Source organism: Citrobacter sp. R56 (assembly GCF_016811995.1).
Taxonomy (GTDB): Bacteria; Pseudomonadota; Gammaproteobacteria; order Enterobacterales; family Enterobacteriaceae; genus Citrobacter_D; species Citrobacter_D enshiensis.
Genome location: NZ_CP069159.1, coordinates 176,791 through 192,746 on the forward strand (window position 1 = coordinate 176,791; position 15,956 = coordinate 192,746).

General features: G+C 54.9%; 9 protein-coding genes. All 9 read left to right on the plus strand.

What is annotated here, in order from left to right:
- The first annotated feature begins 178 nt into the window (after positions 1-178).
- The 9 genes from bcsR to JM656_RS00880 all read left to right on the plus strand — a co-directional run bounded on the left by bcsR (position 179) and on the right by JM656_RS00880 (position 15,937).
- The gene (gene bcsR, locus JM656_RS00840; protein WP_162382606.1) at positions 179-367 is read left to right on the plus strand and encodes a cellulose biosynthesis protein BcsR; all 189 of its coding nucleotides are present in this window, start codon (positions 179-181) and stop codon (positions 365-367) included.
- A gap of 11 nt (positions 368-378) precedes the next feature.
- Entirely contained in the window at positions 379-1,131 is a 753-nt protein-coding gene (gene bcsQ, locus JM656_RS00845) for a cellulose biosynthesis protein BcsQ (RefSeq protein WP_203359641.1), read from the plus strand.
- Entirely contained in the window at positions 1,128-3,746 is a 2,619-nt protein-coding gene (bcsA, locus tag JM656_RS00850; protein ID WP_203359642.1) for a UDP-forming cellulose synthase catalytic subunit, read from the plus strand. The genes bcsQ and bcsA overlap by 4 nt, the downstream gene beginning before the upstream one ends.
- A gap of 10 nt (positions 3,747-3,756) precedes the next feature.
- Complete coding sequence (gene bcsB / locus JM656_RS00855; protein ID WP_203359643.1) at positions 3,757-6,108, plus strand: cellulose biosynthesis cyclic di-GMP-binding regulatory protein BcsB; 2,352 nt, start codon at positions 3,757-3,759, stop codon at positions 6,106-6,108.
- A gap of 6 nt (positions 6,109-6,114) precedes the next feature.
- Positions 6,115-7,221, plus strand: coding sequence for a cellulose synthase complex periplasmic endoglucanase BcsZ (gene bcsZ, locus JM656_RS00860; RefSeq protein WP_203359644.1), 1,107 nt, complete (start codon positions 6,115-6,117; stop codon positions 7,219-7,221).
- On the plus strand, positions 7,203-10,685 hold the full coding sequence (bcsC, locus tag JM656_RS00865; RefSeq protein ID WP_203359645.1) for a cellulose synthase complex outer membrane protein BcsC: 3,483 nt from the start codon (positions 7,203-7,205) through the stop codon (positions 10,683-10,685). The genes bcsZ and bcsC overlap by 19 nt, the downstream gene beginning before the upstream one ends.
- A gap of 81 nt (positions 10,686-10,766) precedes the next feature.
- Complete coding sequence (gene hmsP, locus JM656_RS00870; RefSeq protein ID WP_203359646.1) at positions 10,767-12,773, plus strand: biofilm formation regulator HmsP; 2,007 nt, start codon at positions 10,767-10,769, stop codon at positions 12,771-12,773.
- Positions 12,774-12,930: 157 nt separating this feature from the next.
- A complete protein-coding gene (locus tag JM656_RS00875) occupies positions 12,931-14,217 on the plus strand; it encodes a dicarboxylate/amino acid:cation symporter (protein ID WP_203359647.1) in 1,287 nt (428 codons plus the stop codon).
- A gap of 223 nt (positions 14,218-14,440) precedes the next feature.
- Entirely contained in the window at positions 14,441-15,937 is a 1,497-nt protein-coding gene (locus tag JM656_RS00880; protein WP_203359648.1) for a pitrilysin family protein, read from the plus strand.
- Positions 15,938-15,956: the final 19 nt, after the last annotated feature.

Consider the following 15,956-nt stretch of genomic DNA (forward strand, 5'->3'; position numbering starts at 1 on the left):
TCAGGCAGGAAGCCTTGCGACATCGGTCTCTGAGTTTTCATTTTCATTATAAATTGCGCACCAGGAAGTTCAAAAAATGAACAATTCTCTGTGCTGAAGATTAACGATGGGAAGGGACGGAATGCTGCCAGAAAAATGTCTGAAGCGTGGCGAGTATATTCAAAAGGGATAAATCAGAATGTATAACAATGAACCAGGTACTCAGTCTGATTCAGCTTTGGGCTATACCTTCCAAAATGATTTTCTGGCCTTAAGTCAGGCATTTTCGCTGCCTGAAATAGATTACACCGATATTTCCCAACGCGAGCAGCTCTCTGCGGCGATTAAACGCTGGCCGTTGCTGGCTGAATTTGCGCAACAACAATAAGGGAGCCGTGGATGGCTATTCTGGGATTGCAGGGCGTGCGCGGTGGTGTGGGTACCACGTCGATCACTTCGGCACTCGCCTGGGCGTTGCAGATATTAGGGGAAAACGTACTTGTCGTGGATGCCAGTCCCGATAATTTGTTGCGCCTGTCATTCAACGTGGACTTTGTTCATCGTGAAGGGTGGGCGAGGGCGATACTGGATAACCGCGACTGGCGTGATGCCGGAATGCGCTACACCTCGCAACTTGATCTGTTGCCATTTGGTCAACTGAGTGCACAAGAGCGTGAAAACCCTCAGGAGTGGCAGGATCGCCTGGGCGGTATTTGCGAGGGGATCTCCGCGCTGAAAGAGAGCGGACGCTATTCATGGATTTTGCTGGACCTGCCCTCTGACACCTCTCCGGTAACCCGCCAGTGGGTGAATCTTTGCGATCATACGCTGGCCGTAGTGAAAGCAGATACCAACTGCCATATCCGTCTTCACCAGCAGGCGCTGCCTACCGGCGCGCATATTCTGATTAATGACTTACGTATTGGCAGCCAGTTGCAGGATGACCTGTACCAGATTTGGCTGCAAAGCCAGCGTCGTCTGCTGCCGATGATCATTCATCGGGATGAAGCGATGGCGGAGTGCATGGCATCGAAACAGCCGCTGGGAGAATATCGCAGTGATTCGCTGGCGGCAGAAGAGATCCTGACGCTGGCAAACTGGTGTCTGTTGCATTATGCCGATCATAAAACGCCTGTCGGGAGCCCATCATGAGTCTCCTGTCCCGGTGGTTGCTCATTCCGCCGGTTAGCGCGCGCCTGAGCGAGCGTTATCAGGGGTATCGTCGTCATGGCGCGTCATGTTTCAGCGCCGCGATGGGCTGTTTTTGGGTGATTCTGGCATGGGTGTTTATCCCGCTTGAACATCCGCGCTGGCAGCGTATTCGCGGTCAGCATAAAGCGCTGTATCCGCATATTAACGCCACCCGCCCACGCCCTTTGGATCCTGCCCGCTACGCCATTCAAACGCTCTGGCTGATGGCAACCGCACAGCGAAAAGAAAATAAACAACCGCGCTGGCGGTCGTTTGCCCGTTTCCATGGTGTACGTGGCCGCTATCATCAATGGATGGATGCGTTACCTGAGCGTGTGAGTCAACGCACTCACCACCTGGACTCGCAGAAAGAGTTAGGGCATCTCAGTACTGGGGCACGTCGATTCATTCTGGGTATTATCGTGACGTTTTCGCTGATTTTAGCGGTGATTTGTATTACCCAGCCGTTTAACCCGCTATCGCAGTTTATCTTCCTGATGCTGTTGTGGGGGGTCGCGTTGTGGGTGCGCCGACTGCCGGGACGTTTCTCGGCTCTGATGCTGATTGTGCTGTCGCTGACGGTGTCTTGCCGTTATATCTGGTGGCGCTACACCTCGACGCTGAACTGGGATGACCCAGTGAGTCTGGTTTGCGGTCTCGTTTTACTGTTTGCTGAAACCTACGCCTGGATCGTACTGGTGCTGGGTTACTTCCAGGTGATTTGGCCGCTTAATCGTCAACCTGTCCCGCTGCCAAAAGATATGGCGCAATGGCCGACCGTCGATATTTTTGTGCCTACGTACAACGAAGATCTCAGCGTCGTGAAAAACACCATTTATGCGTCACTGGGTATCGACTGGCCAAAAGATAAGGTGACGATCTGGATTCTGGATGATGGCGGGCGAGAAGAGTTCCGCCAGTTTGCTCAGACCGTCGGGGTGCAATACATCGCGCGTACCACTCATGAACATGCGAAAGCCGGGAACATTAACAACGCGCTGAAGTATGCGAAGGGCGAGTTTGTGTCGATCTTTGACTGTGACCACGTGCCGACGCGCTCATTCCTGCAAATGACAATGGGCTGGTTCCTCAAAGAGAAACAGCTCGCGATGATGCAGACGCCTCACCATTTCTTCTCGCCGGACCCGTTTGAACGCAACCTGGGACGTTTTCGCAAAACGCCGAACGAAGGGACGCTGTTCTATGGGCTGGTACAGGATGGCAACGATATGTGGGATGCCACTTTCTTCTGCGGTTCGTGCGCGGTGATCCGCCGTAAACCGTTAGATGAGATTGGCGGCATCGCCGTAGAAACTGTGACCGAAGACGCCCATACTTCGCTGCGTTTACACCGCCGTGGTTATACCTCTGCGTATATGCGTATTCCGCAGGCGGCAGGGTTGGCGACAGAAAGTCTGTCGGCGCATATCGGGCAGCGTATTCGCTGGGCGCGTGGGATGGTGCAAATCTTCCGTCTGGACAATCCGCTCACCGGTAAAGGCTTAAAACTGGCGCAACGGTTGTGCTACGTGAACGCCATGTTCCACTTTTTGTCTGGTATTCCCCGGCTTATCTTCCTCACGGCGCCGCTGGCCTTCTTGCTGTTACACGCCTATATCATCTATGCCCCTGCGCTGATGATTGCGTTGTTCGTGTTACCGCACATGGTCCACGCCAGCCTGACCAACTCGAAGATTCAGGGGAAATACCGCCACTCGTTCTGGAGTGAAATCTACGAAACGGTGCTGGCCTGGTATATCGCCCCACCGACGATGGTGGCGTTGATCAACCCGCACAAAGGGAAGTTTAACGTAACGGCAAAAGGCGGGTTGGTTGAAGAAGAGTACGTGGACTGGGTTATCTCCCGGCCTTATATCTTCCTGGTCTTGCTCAACCTGTTGGGCGTAGCGGTAGGCGTCTGGCGTTACTACTACGGCCCTGAAAACGAAATACTCACCGTGATCGTCAGCCTGGTATGGGTTTTCTACAACCTGATTATTCTCGGCGGCGCGGTGGCCGTCTCCGTGGAGAGCAAACAGGTCAGACGGGCGCATCGTGTTGAAATCTCAATGCCTGCCGCCATTGCCCGTGAAGATGGTCATCTGTTCTCGTGCACCGTACATGACTTCTCCGACGGCGGTCTGGGGATCAAGATCAACGGGCGGGCGCAGGTGCTGGAAGGGCAGAAGGTGAATTTATTGCTCAAACGCGGCCAGCAGGAATATGTCTTCCCGACGCAGGTCGTGCGCGTGCTGGGTAATGAAGTGGGGCTGCAACTGATGCCATTGACCACGAAACAACATATTGATTTTGTACAGTGCACGTTCGCCCGGGCAGACACCTGGGCGCTTTGGCAGGACAGCTTCCCGGAAGATAAACCTCTGGAAAGCCTGTTGGATATTCTGAAGCTGGGCTTCCGTGGTTATCGGCACCTCGCCGAGTTTGCCCCGTCTTCCGTCAAAGTAATTTTCCGGTCTCTGACGACGCTGATTTCCTGGATTGTGTCGTTTATTCCACGTCGCCCAGAGCGGGGCGTGGCGGTACAACAGCCGGATCAGGTTATGGCTCAACAATGATGATAACGCGATGAAAAGAAAACTTTCCTGGATTTGTGCAGTGGCAATAGGGATGAGCGCTTTCCCTGCTTTCATGACGCAGGCGACGCCTGCAATGCAACCACTGGTAAATGCTGAGCCAGCAGAGGCGCCAGCTGTGCCTGCGCCGGCAGATGAAAATCAGCCTGTCGGGCAGGTGATGCCGGGTGTGGCAGGGGCAAACGCGCCTATTGTCGCGCAGAATGCGCCTTCCCGTGACGTGAAGCTCACCTTTGCGCAAATTGCGCCGCCGCCGGGCAGCATGGTTCTGCGCGGCGTCAATCCGAACGGGGGGATTGAGTTCGGGATGCGTAGCGATGAAGTGGTTTCGAACGCGGTGTTGAACCTCGAATACACCCCTTCCCCGTCGCTGTTCCCGATACAGTCTCAGCTAAAGGTTTATCTGAATGATGAATTGATGGGCGTATTGCCTATCACCAAAGAGCAACTGGGTAAAAAAACACTGGCCCAGATGCCGATCAACCCGTTGTTTATCACCGATTTTAACCGGGTGCGTCTGGAGTTTGTCGGGCACTACCGTGATGTCTGCGAAAACCCGGCCAGCAGCACGTTGTGGCTGGATGTCGGTCGCAGCAGCGCACTGAATCTGACCTACCAGACGCTGCCGGTAAACAACGATCTCTCGCACTTCCCGATCCCGTTCTTTGACCCGCGAGATAATCGTCCTGTTACCTTGCCAATGGTATTTGCACAATCACCGGACCGGGAACTGCAACAGGCGGCGTCGATCGTCTCTTCCTGGTTTGGTTCGCGTTCGGGCTGGCGCGGCCAGCAATTCCCGGTGATGTATAACAAACTGCCGGATCGTAATGCGATTGTCTTTGCCACTAACGACAAACGTCCTGACTTCCTGCGCGAGCATCCGGCGGTGAAAGCGCCGGTTATCGAGATGATGAACCATCCGGATAACCCGTATGTGAAACTGCTGGTGGTCTTTGGCCGTGATGACAAAGACCTGTTACAGGCAGCGAAAGGGATCGCTCAGGGGAATATTCTGTTCCGTGGCGATAGCGTAGTGGTCAATGAAGTGAAACCGCTGCTGGCACGTCAGCCCTATGACGCGCCGAACTGGGTACGTACTGACCGCGCGGTGACCTTTGGTGAGCTGAAAACCTATGAGGAGCAGTTACAGTCAACGGGGCTGGAGCCTGCGCCGATCAATATGTCGCTGAACCTGCCGCCGGATCTTTATCTGTTACGCAGTACCGGTATTGATATGAACCTCAACTACCGTTACACCACGCCGCCGCAGAAAGACAGTTCGCGGATGGATATCAGCCTGAATAACCAGTTCCTGCAAGCGTTTAGTCTGAACAGCGCGCAGGAAAGCAATCGCCTGTTACTGCGTCTGCCAGTCCTGCAAGGGCTGCTGGACGGCAAAACGGATGTCGCGATCCCGGCGTTGAAACTGGGTGCGATGAACCAGCTGCGCTTTGACTTCCAGTATATGAACCCAATGCCGGGGGGATCGGTTGATAATTGCGTCACTTTTCAACCGGTACAGAACCATGTCGTGATCAGCGACGATTCCACTATCGACTTCTCGAAGTATTACCACTTTATCGCGATGCCGGACCTGCGTGCTTTCGCGAATGCGGGTTTCCCGTTCAGCCGTATGGCTGACCTGTCCGAAACCATCATGGTCATGCCGAAAACCCCGAACGAAGCGCAGATGGAAACGCTGCTGGATGTGACTGGGACGATAGGGGCGCAAACCGGCTTCCCGTCAATTAACCTGAACATCACCGACGATAGCAGCCAGATTCAGGGCAAAGACGCCGACATTATGTTAATCGGCAGCATCCCCGATAAGCTGAAAGATGATAAGCGAATCGATCTGCTGGTGCAGGCGACGCAGAGCTGGGTAAACACCCCGACGCGCCAGACTGCATTCCCGAGCATTATGCCGGATATGGCCGATCGCGCGGCGGATGTGCGTACGACCCTGACCTCCTCTGGCCCTATGGCGGCCGTGGTGGGCTTCCAGTCGCCGTTTAACGATCAGCGAAGTGTGATTGCGTTGTTGGCCGATAGCCCACGCGGTTATACGTTACTGAACGAAGCGATGAACGACAGCGGAAAACGGGCGGCGATGTTTGGTTCTGTTTCAGTGATTCGTGAGTCCGGTGTTAACAGCCTGCGGGTAGGGGATGTTTACTACGTCGGGCATTTACCGTGGTTTGAACGTCTGTGGTATGCCCTGTCGAATCACCCGGTACTGCTGGCCATTCTGGCGGCGGTGAGCGTCGTGCTTCTTGCCTGGGTGCTGTGGCGTCTGCTGCGTATCATTAGCCGCCGCCGTCTTGATCCGGACAATGAGTAATTAACGATGAACGCGCTTCGTGGATGGACGTTAACGGTGTTAATGGTGACCGCCGTGAATGTGCAGGCAGCCTGCACATGGCCTGCCTGGACACAGTTCAAAAAAGATTACATCAGCCAGCAAGGGCGGGTAATCGATCCCAGCGATGCGCGTAAAATCTCCACCTCGGAAGGGCAAAGCTACGCGTTGTTCTTTGCCCTCGCCGCGAATGACCGCCCGGCGTTTGATCTCCTGCTGGACTGGACGCAGAACAATCTGGCGCAAGGCGCTTTGCAGGAGCATCTGCCTGCCTGGCTCTGGGGGCAAAAAGATCCGAAAACGTGGAGCGTGCTGGACAGTAACTCCGCGTCTGACGCCGATGTCTGGATTGCCTGGTCTTTACTGGAAGCGGGCAGACTGTGGAAAGCGCCGCGCTATACCGACATCGGCACTGCGCTGTTAAAACGGATTGCCCGTGAGGAAGTGGTCACCGTGCCGGGGCTGGGCTCCATGCTGTTGCCAGGTAAAGTGGGTTTCGCGGAAACGGCAAGCTGGCGCTTTAATCCAAGCTATTTGCCGCCGCAACTGGCGCAGTACTTTACCCGTTTTGGCGCACCGTGGACCACTCTGCGCGAAACCAATTTTCGTTTGCTGCTGGAAACGGCCCCGAAAGGCTTTTCGCCGGACTGGGTGCGTTATGAGAAAAACAAAGGCTGGCAGTTGAAGCCGGAAAAAACGCTGGTCAGCAGCTACGATGCCATTCGCGTCTATATGTGGGCGGGCATGCTGCATGATGGCGACCCGCAAAAAGCGCGTCTGCTCGCGCGATTTAAACCGATGGCTACCCTGACAACAAAAAACGGCCTTCCGCCGGAGAAAGTGGACGTCGCCAGCGGCAAAGCGCAGGGCAATGGCCCGGTAGGCTTCTCTGCCGCTATGCTGCCTTTCCTGCAAAACCGCGATGCGACAGCGGTGCAGCGACAGCGTGTGACCGACGACTTTCCTGGCAGCGATGCCTATTACAGCTACGTGCTGACCCTTTTTGGACAAGGCTGGGATCAGCATCGTTTTCGCTTCACCCTTCGTGGTGAGTTACTACCTGACTGGGGCCAGGAATGCGCAAGTTCACACTAAGTTTACTCAGTATATCGCTCGGCCTGACGTTAATGCCGATGGTTCATGCTGCGCCTTCCGCGCAACAGCAACTGCTGGAGCAGGTGCGGCTCGGCGAAGCCTCGCACCGTGAAGATCTGGTTCGCCAGTCTTTGTACCGTCTGGAACTGATGAACCCGAATAATCCGGACGTGATTGCCGCCCGTTTTCGCTATTTACTGCGTCAGGGCGATATCGCAGGGGCACAGAAGCAGCTCGACCGACTCTCCCAGTTAGCGCCGAGCTCCACCGCGTATAAATCGTCCCGCACGACCATGCTGCTCTCCACGCCGGAGGGAAGACAGTCCTTGCAGGAGGCGCGCCTGCAGGCCACCACCGGGCATCCGGAAGAGGCGATTACCGCTTACGATAAGCTGTTCAAGGGAAATCCGCCGGACGGTGAACTGGCGGTCGAATACTGGACAACAGTGGCGAAATTACCCGCGCGGCGCAATGACGCCATTAATCAGCTCAAAAAAATCAATGCCAGCAACCCGGGCAACAACGGTTTACAAAACTCACTGGCGCAGCTGATGTTTGACAACGGACGGCGCGAAGAAGGGTTTGCGGTATTAGAACAGATGGCGAAATCCAGCAGCGGACGCAACGCGGCGGCGGATATCTGGTATAAGCAGATCAAAGATTTACCAGTGAGTGAATCCAGCGTGCAGGCACTGCAAAAGTACCTGACGGTGTTCAGCGAAGGCGACAGCGTCAATGCGGCGCGCGGCAAGCTGAATGATCAACAAAAACAGCTGGCCGATCCCGCTTTCAGAGCAAGAGCCCAGGGGATGGCTGCGGTTGACGCCGGACAAGGCGGCAAAGCCGTGTCGGAATTACAGCAGGCGGTCAGCGCAAACCATAACGACAGCGAAGCCGTTGGCGCGCTGGGTCAGGCCTATTCACAGCGTGGCGATCGCGCGCGCGCCGTGGTGCAATTTCAGAAAGCCCTTGAGATGGACCCGCAAAGCAGTAGCCGTGATAAGTGGGAAAGCCTGCTCAAAGTCAACCGTTACTGGCTGTCAATTCAGCAGGGTGACGCCGCCCTGAAAGCCAATAATCCAGACCAAGCAGAGCGTCTTTATCAGCAGGCGAGAAACATTGATAACGCCGACAGCTATGCGGTGTTGGGGCTGGGTGATGTGGCGATGGCGCGCAAAGATTACGCCGCCGCCGAACGGTACTATCAACAAACGCTGCGCATGGACAGCAGCAACAGCAACGCAGTGCGCGGGTTAGCGAATATTTATCGGCAGCAATCTCCGGAGAAAGCCTCGGCATTTATCGCCTCGCTCTCCACCAGCCAGCGTCGCAGCATTGATGACATTGAGCGCAGCCTGGAAAACGATCGCCTGGCGCAACAGGCAGAAGCGCTGGAAAATCAGGGAAGTTGGGCACAAGCCGCTGAACTTCACCGTCGCCGACTGGCAATGGATCCGGGCAGCGTCTGGGTCACTTATCGTTTATCACGCGATTTATGGAGCGCCGGGCAGCGCAGTCAGGCCGATGCGCAAATGAGCGCGCTGGCGCGCCAGAAGCCCAATGACCCGGAACAGGTTTACGCCTACGGACTTTACCTCTCCGGTAACGATCAGGATCGTGCGGCAATGGCGCATATTAACAGCCTGCCGCGCAGCCAGTGGAACAGCAACATTCAGGAACTGGCAGACCGGTTGCAAAGCAATCAGGTGCTGGAAACCGCTAATCGTCTGCGTGACAGCGGCAAAGAGCGGGAAGCGGAAGAGTTACTCCGACAGCAACCCGCCTCCACACGTATTGATTTAACGCTTGCTGACTGGGCGCAGCAGCGCCGGGAATACACAACCGCACGCGCGGCGTATGAGGCGGTTCTGGCTCGCGAGCCGAATAATGTTGATGCCCGTCTTGGTTTGACGGAAGTCTATCTCGCTCAGGGGGATAAAGCGGCGGCACGCGCCGAACTGGCAAAACTGCCGGCGACTGGAGCTGGAGAAACCCCGTCCATCAACATGCAGCGTCGTATCGCGCTGGCGCAGATGCAGTTGGGCGACACTGCGAGCGCGCAGCAGACGTTCAATAAAATTGTGCCGCAGGCGAAATCGCAGCCGCCGTCAATGGAAAATGCGATGGTGCTGCGTGACGCTGCCGCGATTCAGACGCAGGCGGGCGAACCAGAGCAGGCGCTCGACACTTACAAAGATGCGATGGTCGCTGCGGGGATCACGCCAACGCGTCCCGAGGATAACGATACATTTACCCGTTTGACGCGCAACGACGAGAAAGACGACTGGCTGAAACGCGGCGTACGTAGCGATGCGGCGGATTTATATCGTCAGCAGGATCTCAACGTCACCCTTGAGCATGATTATTGGGGTTCGAGCGGCACCGGCGGGTATTCTGACCTGAAAGCGCACACCACCATGCTGCATGTGGATGCGCCGTATTCCGACGGACGCATGTTCTTTCGTACTGACATGGTCAACGTGAACGTGGGTAGCTTCTCTGATGATGCTAACGGGCAATACGATGACAACTGGGGTACCTGTACCTTGTCCGACTGTAGCGGCAGCCGCAGTCAGTCGGATCGTGGCGCCAGCGTCGCCGTGGGTTGGGCGAATGACACCTGGAGCTGGGATATTGGCACCACGCCAATGGGCTTCCAGGTTGTTGATGTCGTGGGCGGCGTGAGTTACAGCAACGACATCGGTCCGTTGGGCTACACCCTGAACGCGCACCGTCGTCCTATCTCCAGTTCCCTGCTGGCCTTTGGCGGGCAGAAAGATGCGCCAAGTAATACCAACAAAACATGGGGTGGTGTCCGTGCGGACGGAGGCGGAGTCAGCCTCAGCTATGACAAAGGCGAAGCGAACGGCGTCTGGGCATCGCTGACTGGCGATCAGCTCACCGGGCAGCATGTGGAAGACAACTGGCGCGTACGCTGGATGACCGGTTACTACTACAAGATCATTAACGAGAATAATCGTCGTGTCACCATCGGTCTGAACAACATGATTTGGCACTACGACAAAGACCTGAGCGGATACTCGCTGGGTCAGGGTGGTTACTACAGCCCGCAAGAGTATCTCTCATTCGCCGTACCGGTGATGTGGCGCCAACGCACAGAGCACTGGTCGTGGGAGCTGGGCGGTTCCGTGTCATGGTCGCATTCGCGCACCAAGACGATGCCGCGTTACCCGCTGATCAATTTGATCCCAGAAGATTTTCAAGATGAAGCCCGCACCCAGACCAACGATGGCGGTAGCAGTCAGGGCTTTGGCTACACGGCGCGGGCGCTGATCGAACGTCGCGTCACCTCTAACTGGTTTATCGGAACGGCGATAGATATTCAGGAGGCGAAGGACTACACCCCGAGCCATTTCTTGTTGTATGCGCGGTACTCTGCCGCAGGCTGGCAGGGCGATATGGATTTGCCGCCACAGCCGCTGGTGCCTTACGCCGACTGGTAAGTTTTCAGATACCGCCTCTCTTAATGCCGTCACGATCGGGTATACTCTGGCGGCTTTTAAAGATATCCCTGGAGAGTCAATTTGCGCGTCAGTCGCTCGTTAACAATTAAGCAGATGGCGATGGTTGCGGCCGTTGTCATGGTGTTCGTTTTTATATTTTGCACCGTTTTGCTGTTTCATCTGGTACAGCAGAACCGCTATAACACGGCTACGCAACTGGAAAGCATCGCTCGCTCTGTTCGGGAACCTTTGTCTGCGGCAATACTCAAGGGCGATATCCCCGAAGCGGAATCTATTCTTGTCAGTATTAGACCTGCCGGAGTGGTCAGCCGCGCCGATGTCGTATTGCCTAATCAGTTTCAGGCGCTGCGCATCAGCTTTATTCCCGAGCGCCCGGTGCCGGTCATGATCACGCGCCTGTTCGAGCTGCCGGTACAGATCTCGCTACCGGTTTATTCGCTTGAACGCCCGGCCAACCCACAGCCGCTGGCGTATCTGGTGCTCCAGGCCGACTCGTTCCGCATGTATAAGTTTGTCATGAGTACCGTCTCCACGTTAGTGACCATTTACTTACTTTTGTCGCTGGTGCTCACGGTGGCCATCTCCTGGTGTGTGAACCGCCTGATTTTGCACCCGCTGCGTAACATTGCGCGTGAGCTCAATAACGTTTCGCAAGAAGACCTGATTGGGCATCAGCTGACGCTACCACGCCTGCATCAGGATGATGAAATTGGCATGCTGGTGCGCAGTTACAACCTGAACCAGCAGATTTTGCTGCGTTACAACGAAGAACAAACGGACAACGCGATGCGTTTTCCGGTTTCAGAGTTGCCGAATAAAGCGTTCCTGATGGGAATGCTGGAGCAGGTGGTGGCGCGCCAACAGACGACGGCATTGATGATTGTGACGTGCGAAACACTGCGGGATACCGCTGGCGTGCTTAAAGAGACGCAGCGGGAAATCCTGCTGCTGACGCTGGTGGAAAAGATGAAATCCGTGCTGGCGCCGAGGATGGTGCTCACCCAGGTGAGCGGTTACGACTTTGCGATCATCGCCCACGGCGTCAAAGAGCCGTGGCATGCGATAACATTAGGTCAGCAAGTGCTCACTATCATTAATGAGCGGCTGCCGATCGAAAGCATACAACTGCGCCCCAGCTGTAGCATTGGTGTTGCGATGTTTTATGGCGATCTGAGCGCGGAACAGCTGTACGGTCGCGCGGTGTCCGCCGCCTTTACCGCGCGGCGAAAAGGCAAAAATCAAATTCAGTTCTTTGATCCGAAACAGATGGAGCTGGCGCAGCAACGCCTGACTGAAGAGAGCGATATTCTTAGCGCGCTGGATAATCACCAGTTCTCCATTTGGTTACAGCCGCAGGTGGAGATGTCCAGTGGCAAGGTGCTGAGCGCAGAAGCGTTGTTGCGTATGCAGCAGCCGGATGGAAGCTGGGAGCTGCCTGAAGGGTTGATTGAACGCATTGAATCCTGTGGCCTGATGGTGACGGTCGGCCATTGGGTGCTGGAAGAGTCTTGCCGCCAGCTTTCAGCCTGGCAAGAGCGCGGTCAGATGATGCCGCTTTCCGTGAATCTCTCCGCGTTGCAGCTCATGCACCCGAGTATGGTGTCGGATCTGCTGGAGTTATTAAACCGTTACCGTATTGAGCCGGGCACATTGATTCTGGAGGTGACAGAAAGCCGCCGGATTGACGACCCTCATGCCGCAGTGGCGATCTTACGCCCATTACGTAACGCAGGCGTCCGTATTGCGCTGGACGATTTTGGTATGGGATACGCGGGGTTACGCCAGCTACAACACATGAAGTCGCTGCCGGTCGATGTGCTTAAAATCGATAAAATGTTTGTTGATGGGTTACCGGAAGATAACAGCATGGTCACCGCAATTATCCTGATGGCGCGTAGCCTCAATTTACAGATGATTGCAGAAGGCGTGGAGACGGAAGCGCAGCGTGACTGGCTGGCAAAAGCGGGTGTCGAAGTAGCGCAAGGTTTCTTATTTGCCCGTCCTGTTCCTGCTGAAGTGTTTGAAGATCGTTACCTGAAAGACGTATCGCCTGATTACAAAAGTTAAAAAAGGTCGGGCTTGTGCGAGCCAGTTCAAACTTTTTAACATTTTTGTTTCAATTATGATCCAGGTACATTTCTGTCATGTTGTCGGGGTGTTATTTTAAGGCCGCAGGTCAATCATAACCTTACAAGGCCTGTGGTTTTTACTTCAAGGACACCCTATGAAAACCTCTCTGTTCAAAAGCCTTTACTTTCAGGTCCTGACAGCAATCGCCATTGGTATACTCCTTGGCCATTACTACCCTGAATTAGGCGCTCAAATGAAACCGCTTGGCGACGCGTTCGTTAAGCTCATTAAGATGGTCATCGCTCCTGTCATCTTCTGTACTGTCGTGACCGGCATTGCAGGTATGGAAAGCATGAAAGCCGTTGGCCGCACAGGTGCGGTTGCGCTGCTGTACTTTGAAGTCGTCAGTACTATCGCGCTGATCATCGGCCTCATCATTGTTAACGTGGTGCAACCTGGCGCCGGGATGAACGTCGATCCGGCAACTCTGGATGCCAAAGCTGTCGCGATTTACGCTGAGCAGGCGAAGGACCAGGGGATCGTGGGCTTCCTGATGGATATCATCCCGGGCAGCGTTATCGGTGCATTTGCCAGCGGTAACATCCTGCAGGTCTTGCTGTTTGCCGTGATGTTCGGTTTTGCTCTCCATCGTCTGGGCAGCAAAGGACAGATGATTTTCAACGTGATTGAAAGCTTCTCGCAGGTCATCTTCGGCATCATCAATATGATCATGCGTCTGGCGCCTATCGGTGCGTTTGGCGCGATGGCCTTTACCATCGGCAAATACGGCGTGGGGTCGCTGGTGCAGTTAGGGCAGTTGATCATCTGCTTCTATATCACCTGTATCCTGTTCGTGGTGGTAGTACTGGGTGGGATCGCCCGTGCAACCGGCTTCAGCATTTTCAAATTTATTCGCTACATCCGTGAAGAGCTGCTGATTGTACTGGGGACCTCTTCTTCCGAGTCTGCGTTGCCGCGTATGCTCGACAAGATGGAAAAACTGGGCTGTCGGAAGTCGGTCGTCGGGTTGGTTATTCCAACCGGCTATTCATTCAACCTGGATGGCACATCCATCTATCTGACCATGGCGGCGGTGTTCATCGCGCAGGCGACGAACAGCCATATGGATATTTTCCATCAGATAACGCTATTGGTGGTGTTGCTGCTATCCTCAAAAGGGGCCGCAGGGGTTACCGGAAGTGGCTTTATCGTTCTGGCTGCCACCATCTCCGCCGTCGGGCATTTACCGGTTGCGGGTCTGGCGCTGATCCTTGGTATCGACCGCTTTATGTCTGAAGCCCGTGCGTTGACCAACCTGGTCGGTAACGGCGTGGCGACAGTCGTGGTCGCCAAATGGGTGAAAGAACTGGACCACAAAAAACTCGACGATGTGCTGAATAATCGTGCGCCGGAAGGCAAATCGCACGAAATATCCTCTTAATCTCGCCTCTAATGCCCGCAGTCCCTTCCAGGACTGCGGGTGTTTGCGCATAATTGACCCCTGCACCAGAATCGCCTTATCGGGCGGCTTCGGTTTTTTTACACTTCATCCGTGACATTTCCATGTTCTTGCGGTCTAACACGAAGTGTTTTTAACGTCATATTCAGATAAGCCTTTTTCAGGATTGTCTTTTTATTACCAGGATTGTTGATCAGGGGTTCACATGCAGGGCACAAAAATTCGACTTTTAGCGGGCGGTTTGCTGATGATGGCCGCTGCCGGCTATGTGCAGGCTGATGCGCTCCAGCCCGATCCAGCATGGCAACAGGGGACGCTGGCAAATGGTTTACAGTGGCAAGTATTAGCCACTCCGCAGCGCCCGAGCGACCGCATTGAGGTTCGCCTGCTGGTCAATACCGGTTCTCTCGCCGAGAGCACACAACAGAGCGGTTTCAGCCATGCTATCCCGCGTATTGCGCTGACGCAAAGCGGCGGCCTGGAGGCCGCGCAAGCACGTTCACTTTGGCAGCAAGGGTTTGATCCTAAACGCCCGATGCCGCCAGTTATCGTTTCCTATGATTCCACGCTGTATAACCTCAGCTTGCCGAATAGCCGTAACGATCTGCTTAAAGAAGCACTCTCTTACCTGGCCACTGTCTCAGGTAACCTAACGATCACGCCGGAAACGGTGAATTACGCGCTGAACAGCGAAGATATGGTCACGACCTGGCCGATGGACACCAAAGAAGGGTGGTGGCGCTATCGTCTGAAAGGGTCGGCATTGTTAGGCCATGACCCCGCAGACCCGCTGAAACAGCCGGTCGATGCGGCGAAAATTGAAGATTTCTACCAGAAATGGTACACCCCGGACGCGATGACGCTGATTATTGTCGGCAACGTTGATGCGCGTTCGGTTGCAGAGCAAATCAACAAAACCTTTGGCGAATTAAAAGGCAAGCGTGAAACGCCTGCGCCAGTACCGACCCTTTCACCGTTACGTGCGGAAGCGGTCAGTATTATGACGGATACCGTACGCCAGGATCGTCTTTCCATTATGTGGGACGCGCCGTGGCAACCTATCCGCGAATCCTCCGCATTGCTGCGCTACTGGCGTGCTGATTTAGCCCGTGAAGCGCTGTTCTGGCATGTTCAGCAAACGTTGAGCAAGAACAATGCGAAAATTGGTCTGGGCTTCGACTGCCGGGTACTGTTCCTGCGCGCCCAGTGCGCGATCAACATCGAGTCAGCCAACGACAGGCTGAATGCGAATCTGGGGATGGTGGCGCGTGAGCTGGCGAAAGTTCGCAACGATGGCCTGCCGGAAGAGGAATTTAACGCGCTGGTGGCGCAAAAGAGTCTGGAATTGCAGAAGCTGTTTGCGACCTACGCGCGTACCGATACTGACATCCTGATTAGCCAACGCATGCGTTCGCTGCAAAATCAGGTGGTGGATATCGCCCCTGAGCAGTATCAGAAACTACGCCAGGATTTCCTCAACAGCCTCACTGTTGAAATGCTGAATCAGGATCTTCGTCAGCAGTTATCGCAGGATATGGCACTGATTCTGCTGCAACCGAAAGGCGAGCCAGAGTTCAACATGAAGGATCTCCAGGCAACATGGGATCAAATCATGGCACCTGTCGCTTCCGCGGCAGCCACGACCAGCGTAGAAATGGATGAGTCGCATCCTGAAGTGACTGATATCCCGGCGGCACAGTAGGCAGGATAAGGCGTTAACG

Coding starts and splice junctions, on each gene's coding strand:
- bcsQ (WP_203359641.1), top strand. CDS start 379: ATGGCTATTCTGGGATTGCAGGGCGTGCGCGGTGGTGTGGGTACCACG.
- bcsZ (WP_203359644.1), top strand. CDS start 6,115: ATGAACGCGCTTCGTGGATGGACGTTAACGGTGTTAATGGTGACCGCC.
- bcsB (WP_203359643.1), top strand. CDS start 3,757: ATGAAAAGAAAACTTTCCTGGATTTGTGCAGTGGCAATAGGGATGAGC.
- JM656_RS00875 (WP_203359647.1), top strand. CDS start 12,931: ATGAAAACCTCTCTGTTCAAAAGCCTTTACTTTCAGGTCCTGACAGCA.
- bcsR (WP_162382606.1), top strand. CDS start 179: ATGTATAACAATGAACCAGGTACTCAGTCTGATTCAGCTTTGGGCTAT.
- bcsC (WP_203359645.1), top strand. CDS start 7,203: ATGCGCAAGTTCACACTAAGTTTACTCAGTATATCGCTCGGCCTGACG.
- bcsA (WP_203359642.1), top strand. CDS start 1,128: ATGAGTCTCCTGTCCCGGTGGTTGCTCATTCCGCCGGTTAGCGCGCGC.
- JM656_RS00880 (WP_203359648.1), top strand. CDS start 14,441: ATGCAGGGCACAAAAATTCGACTTTTAGCGGGCGGTTTGCTGATGATG.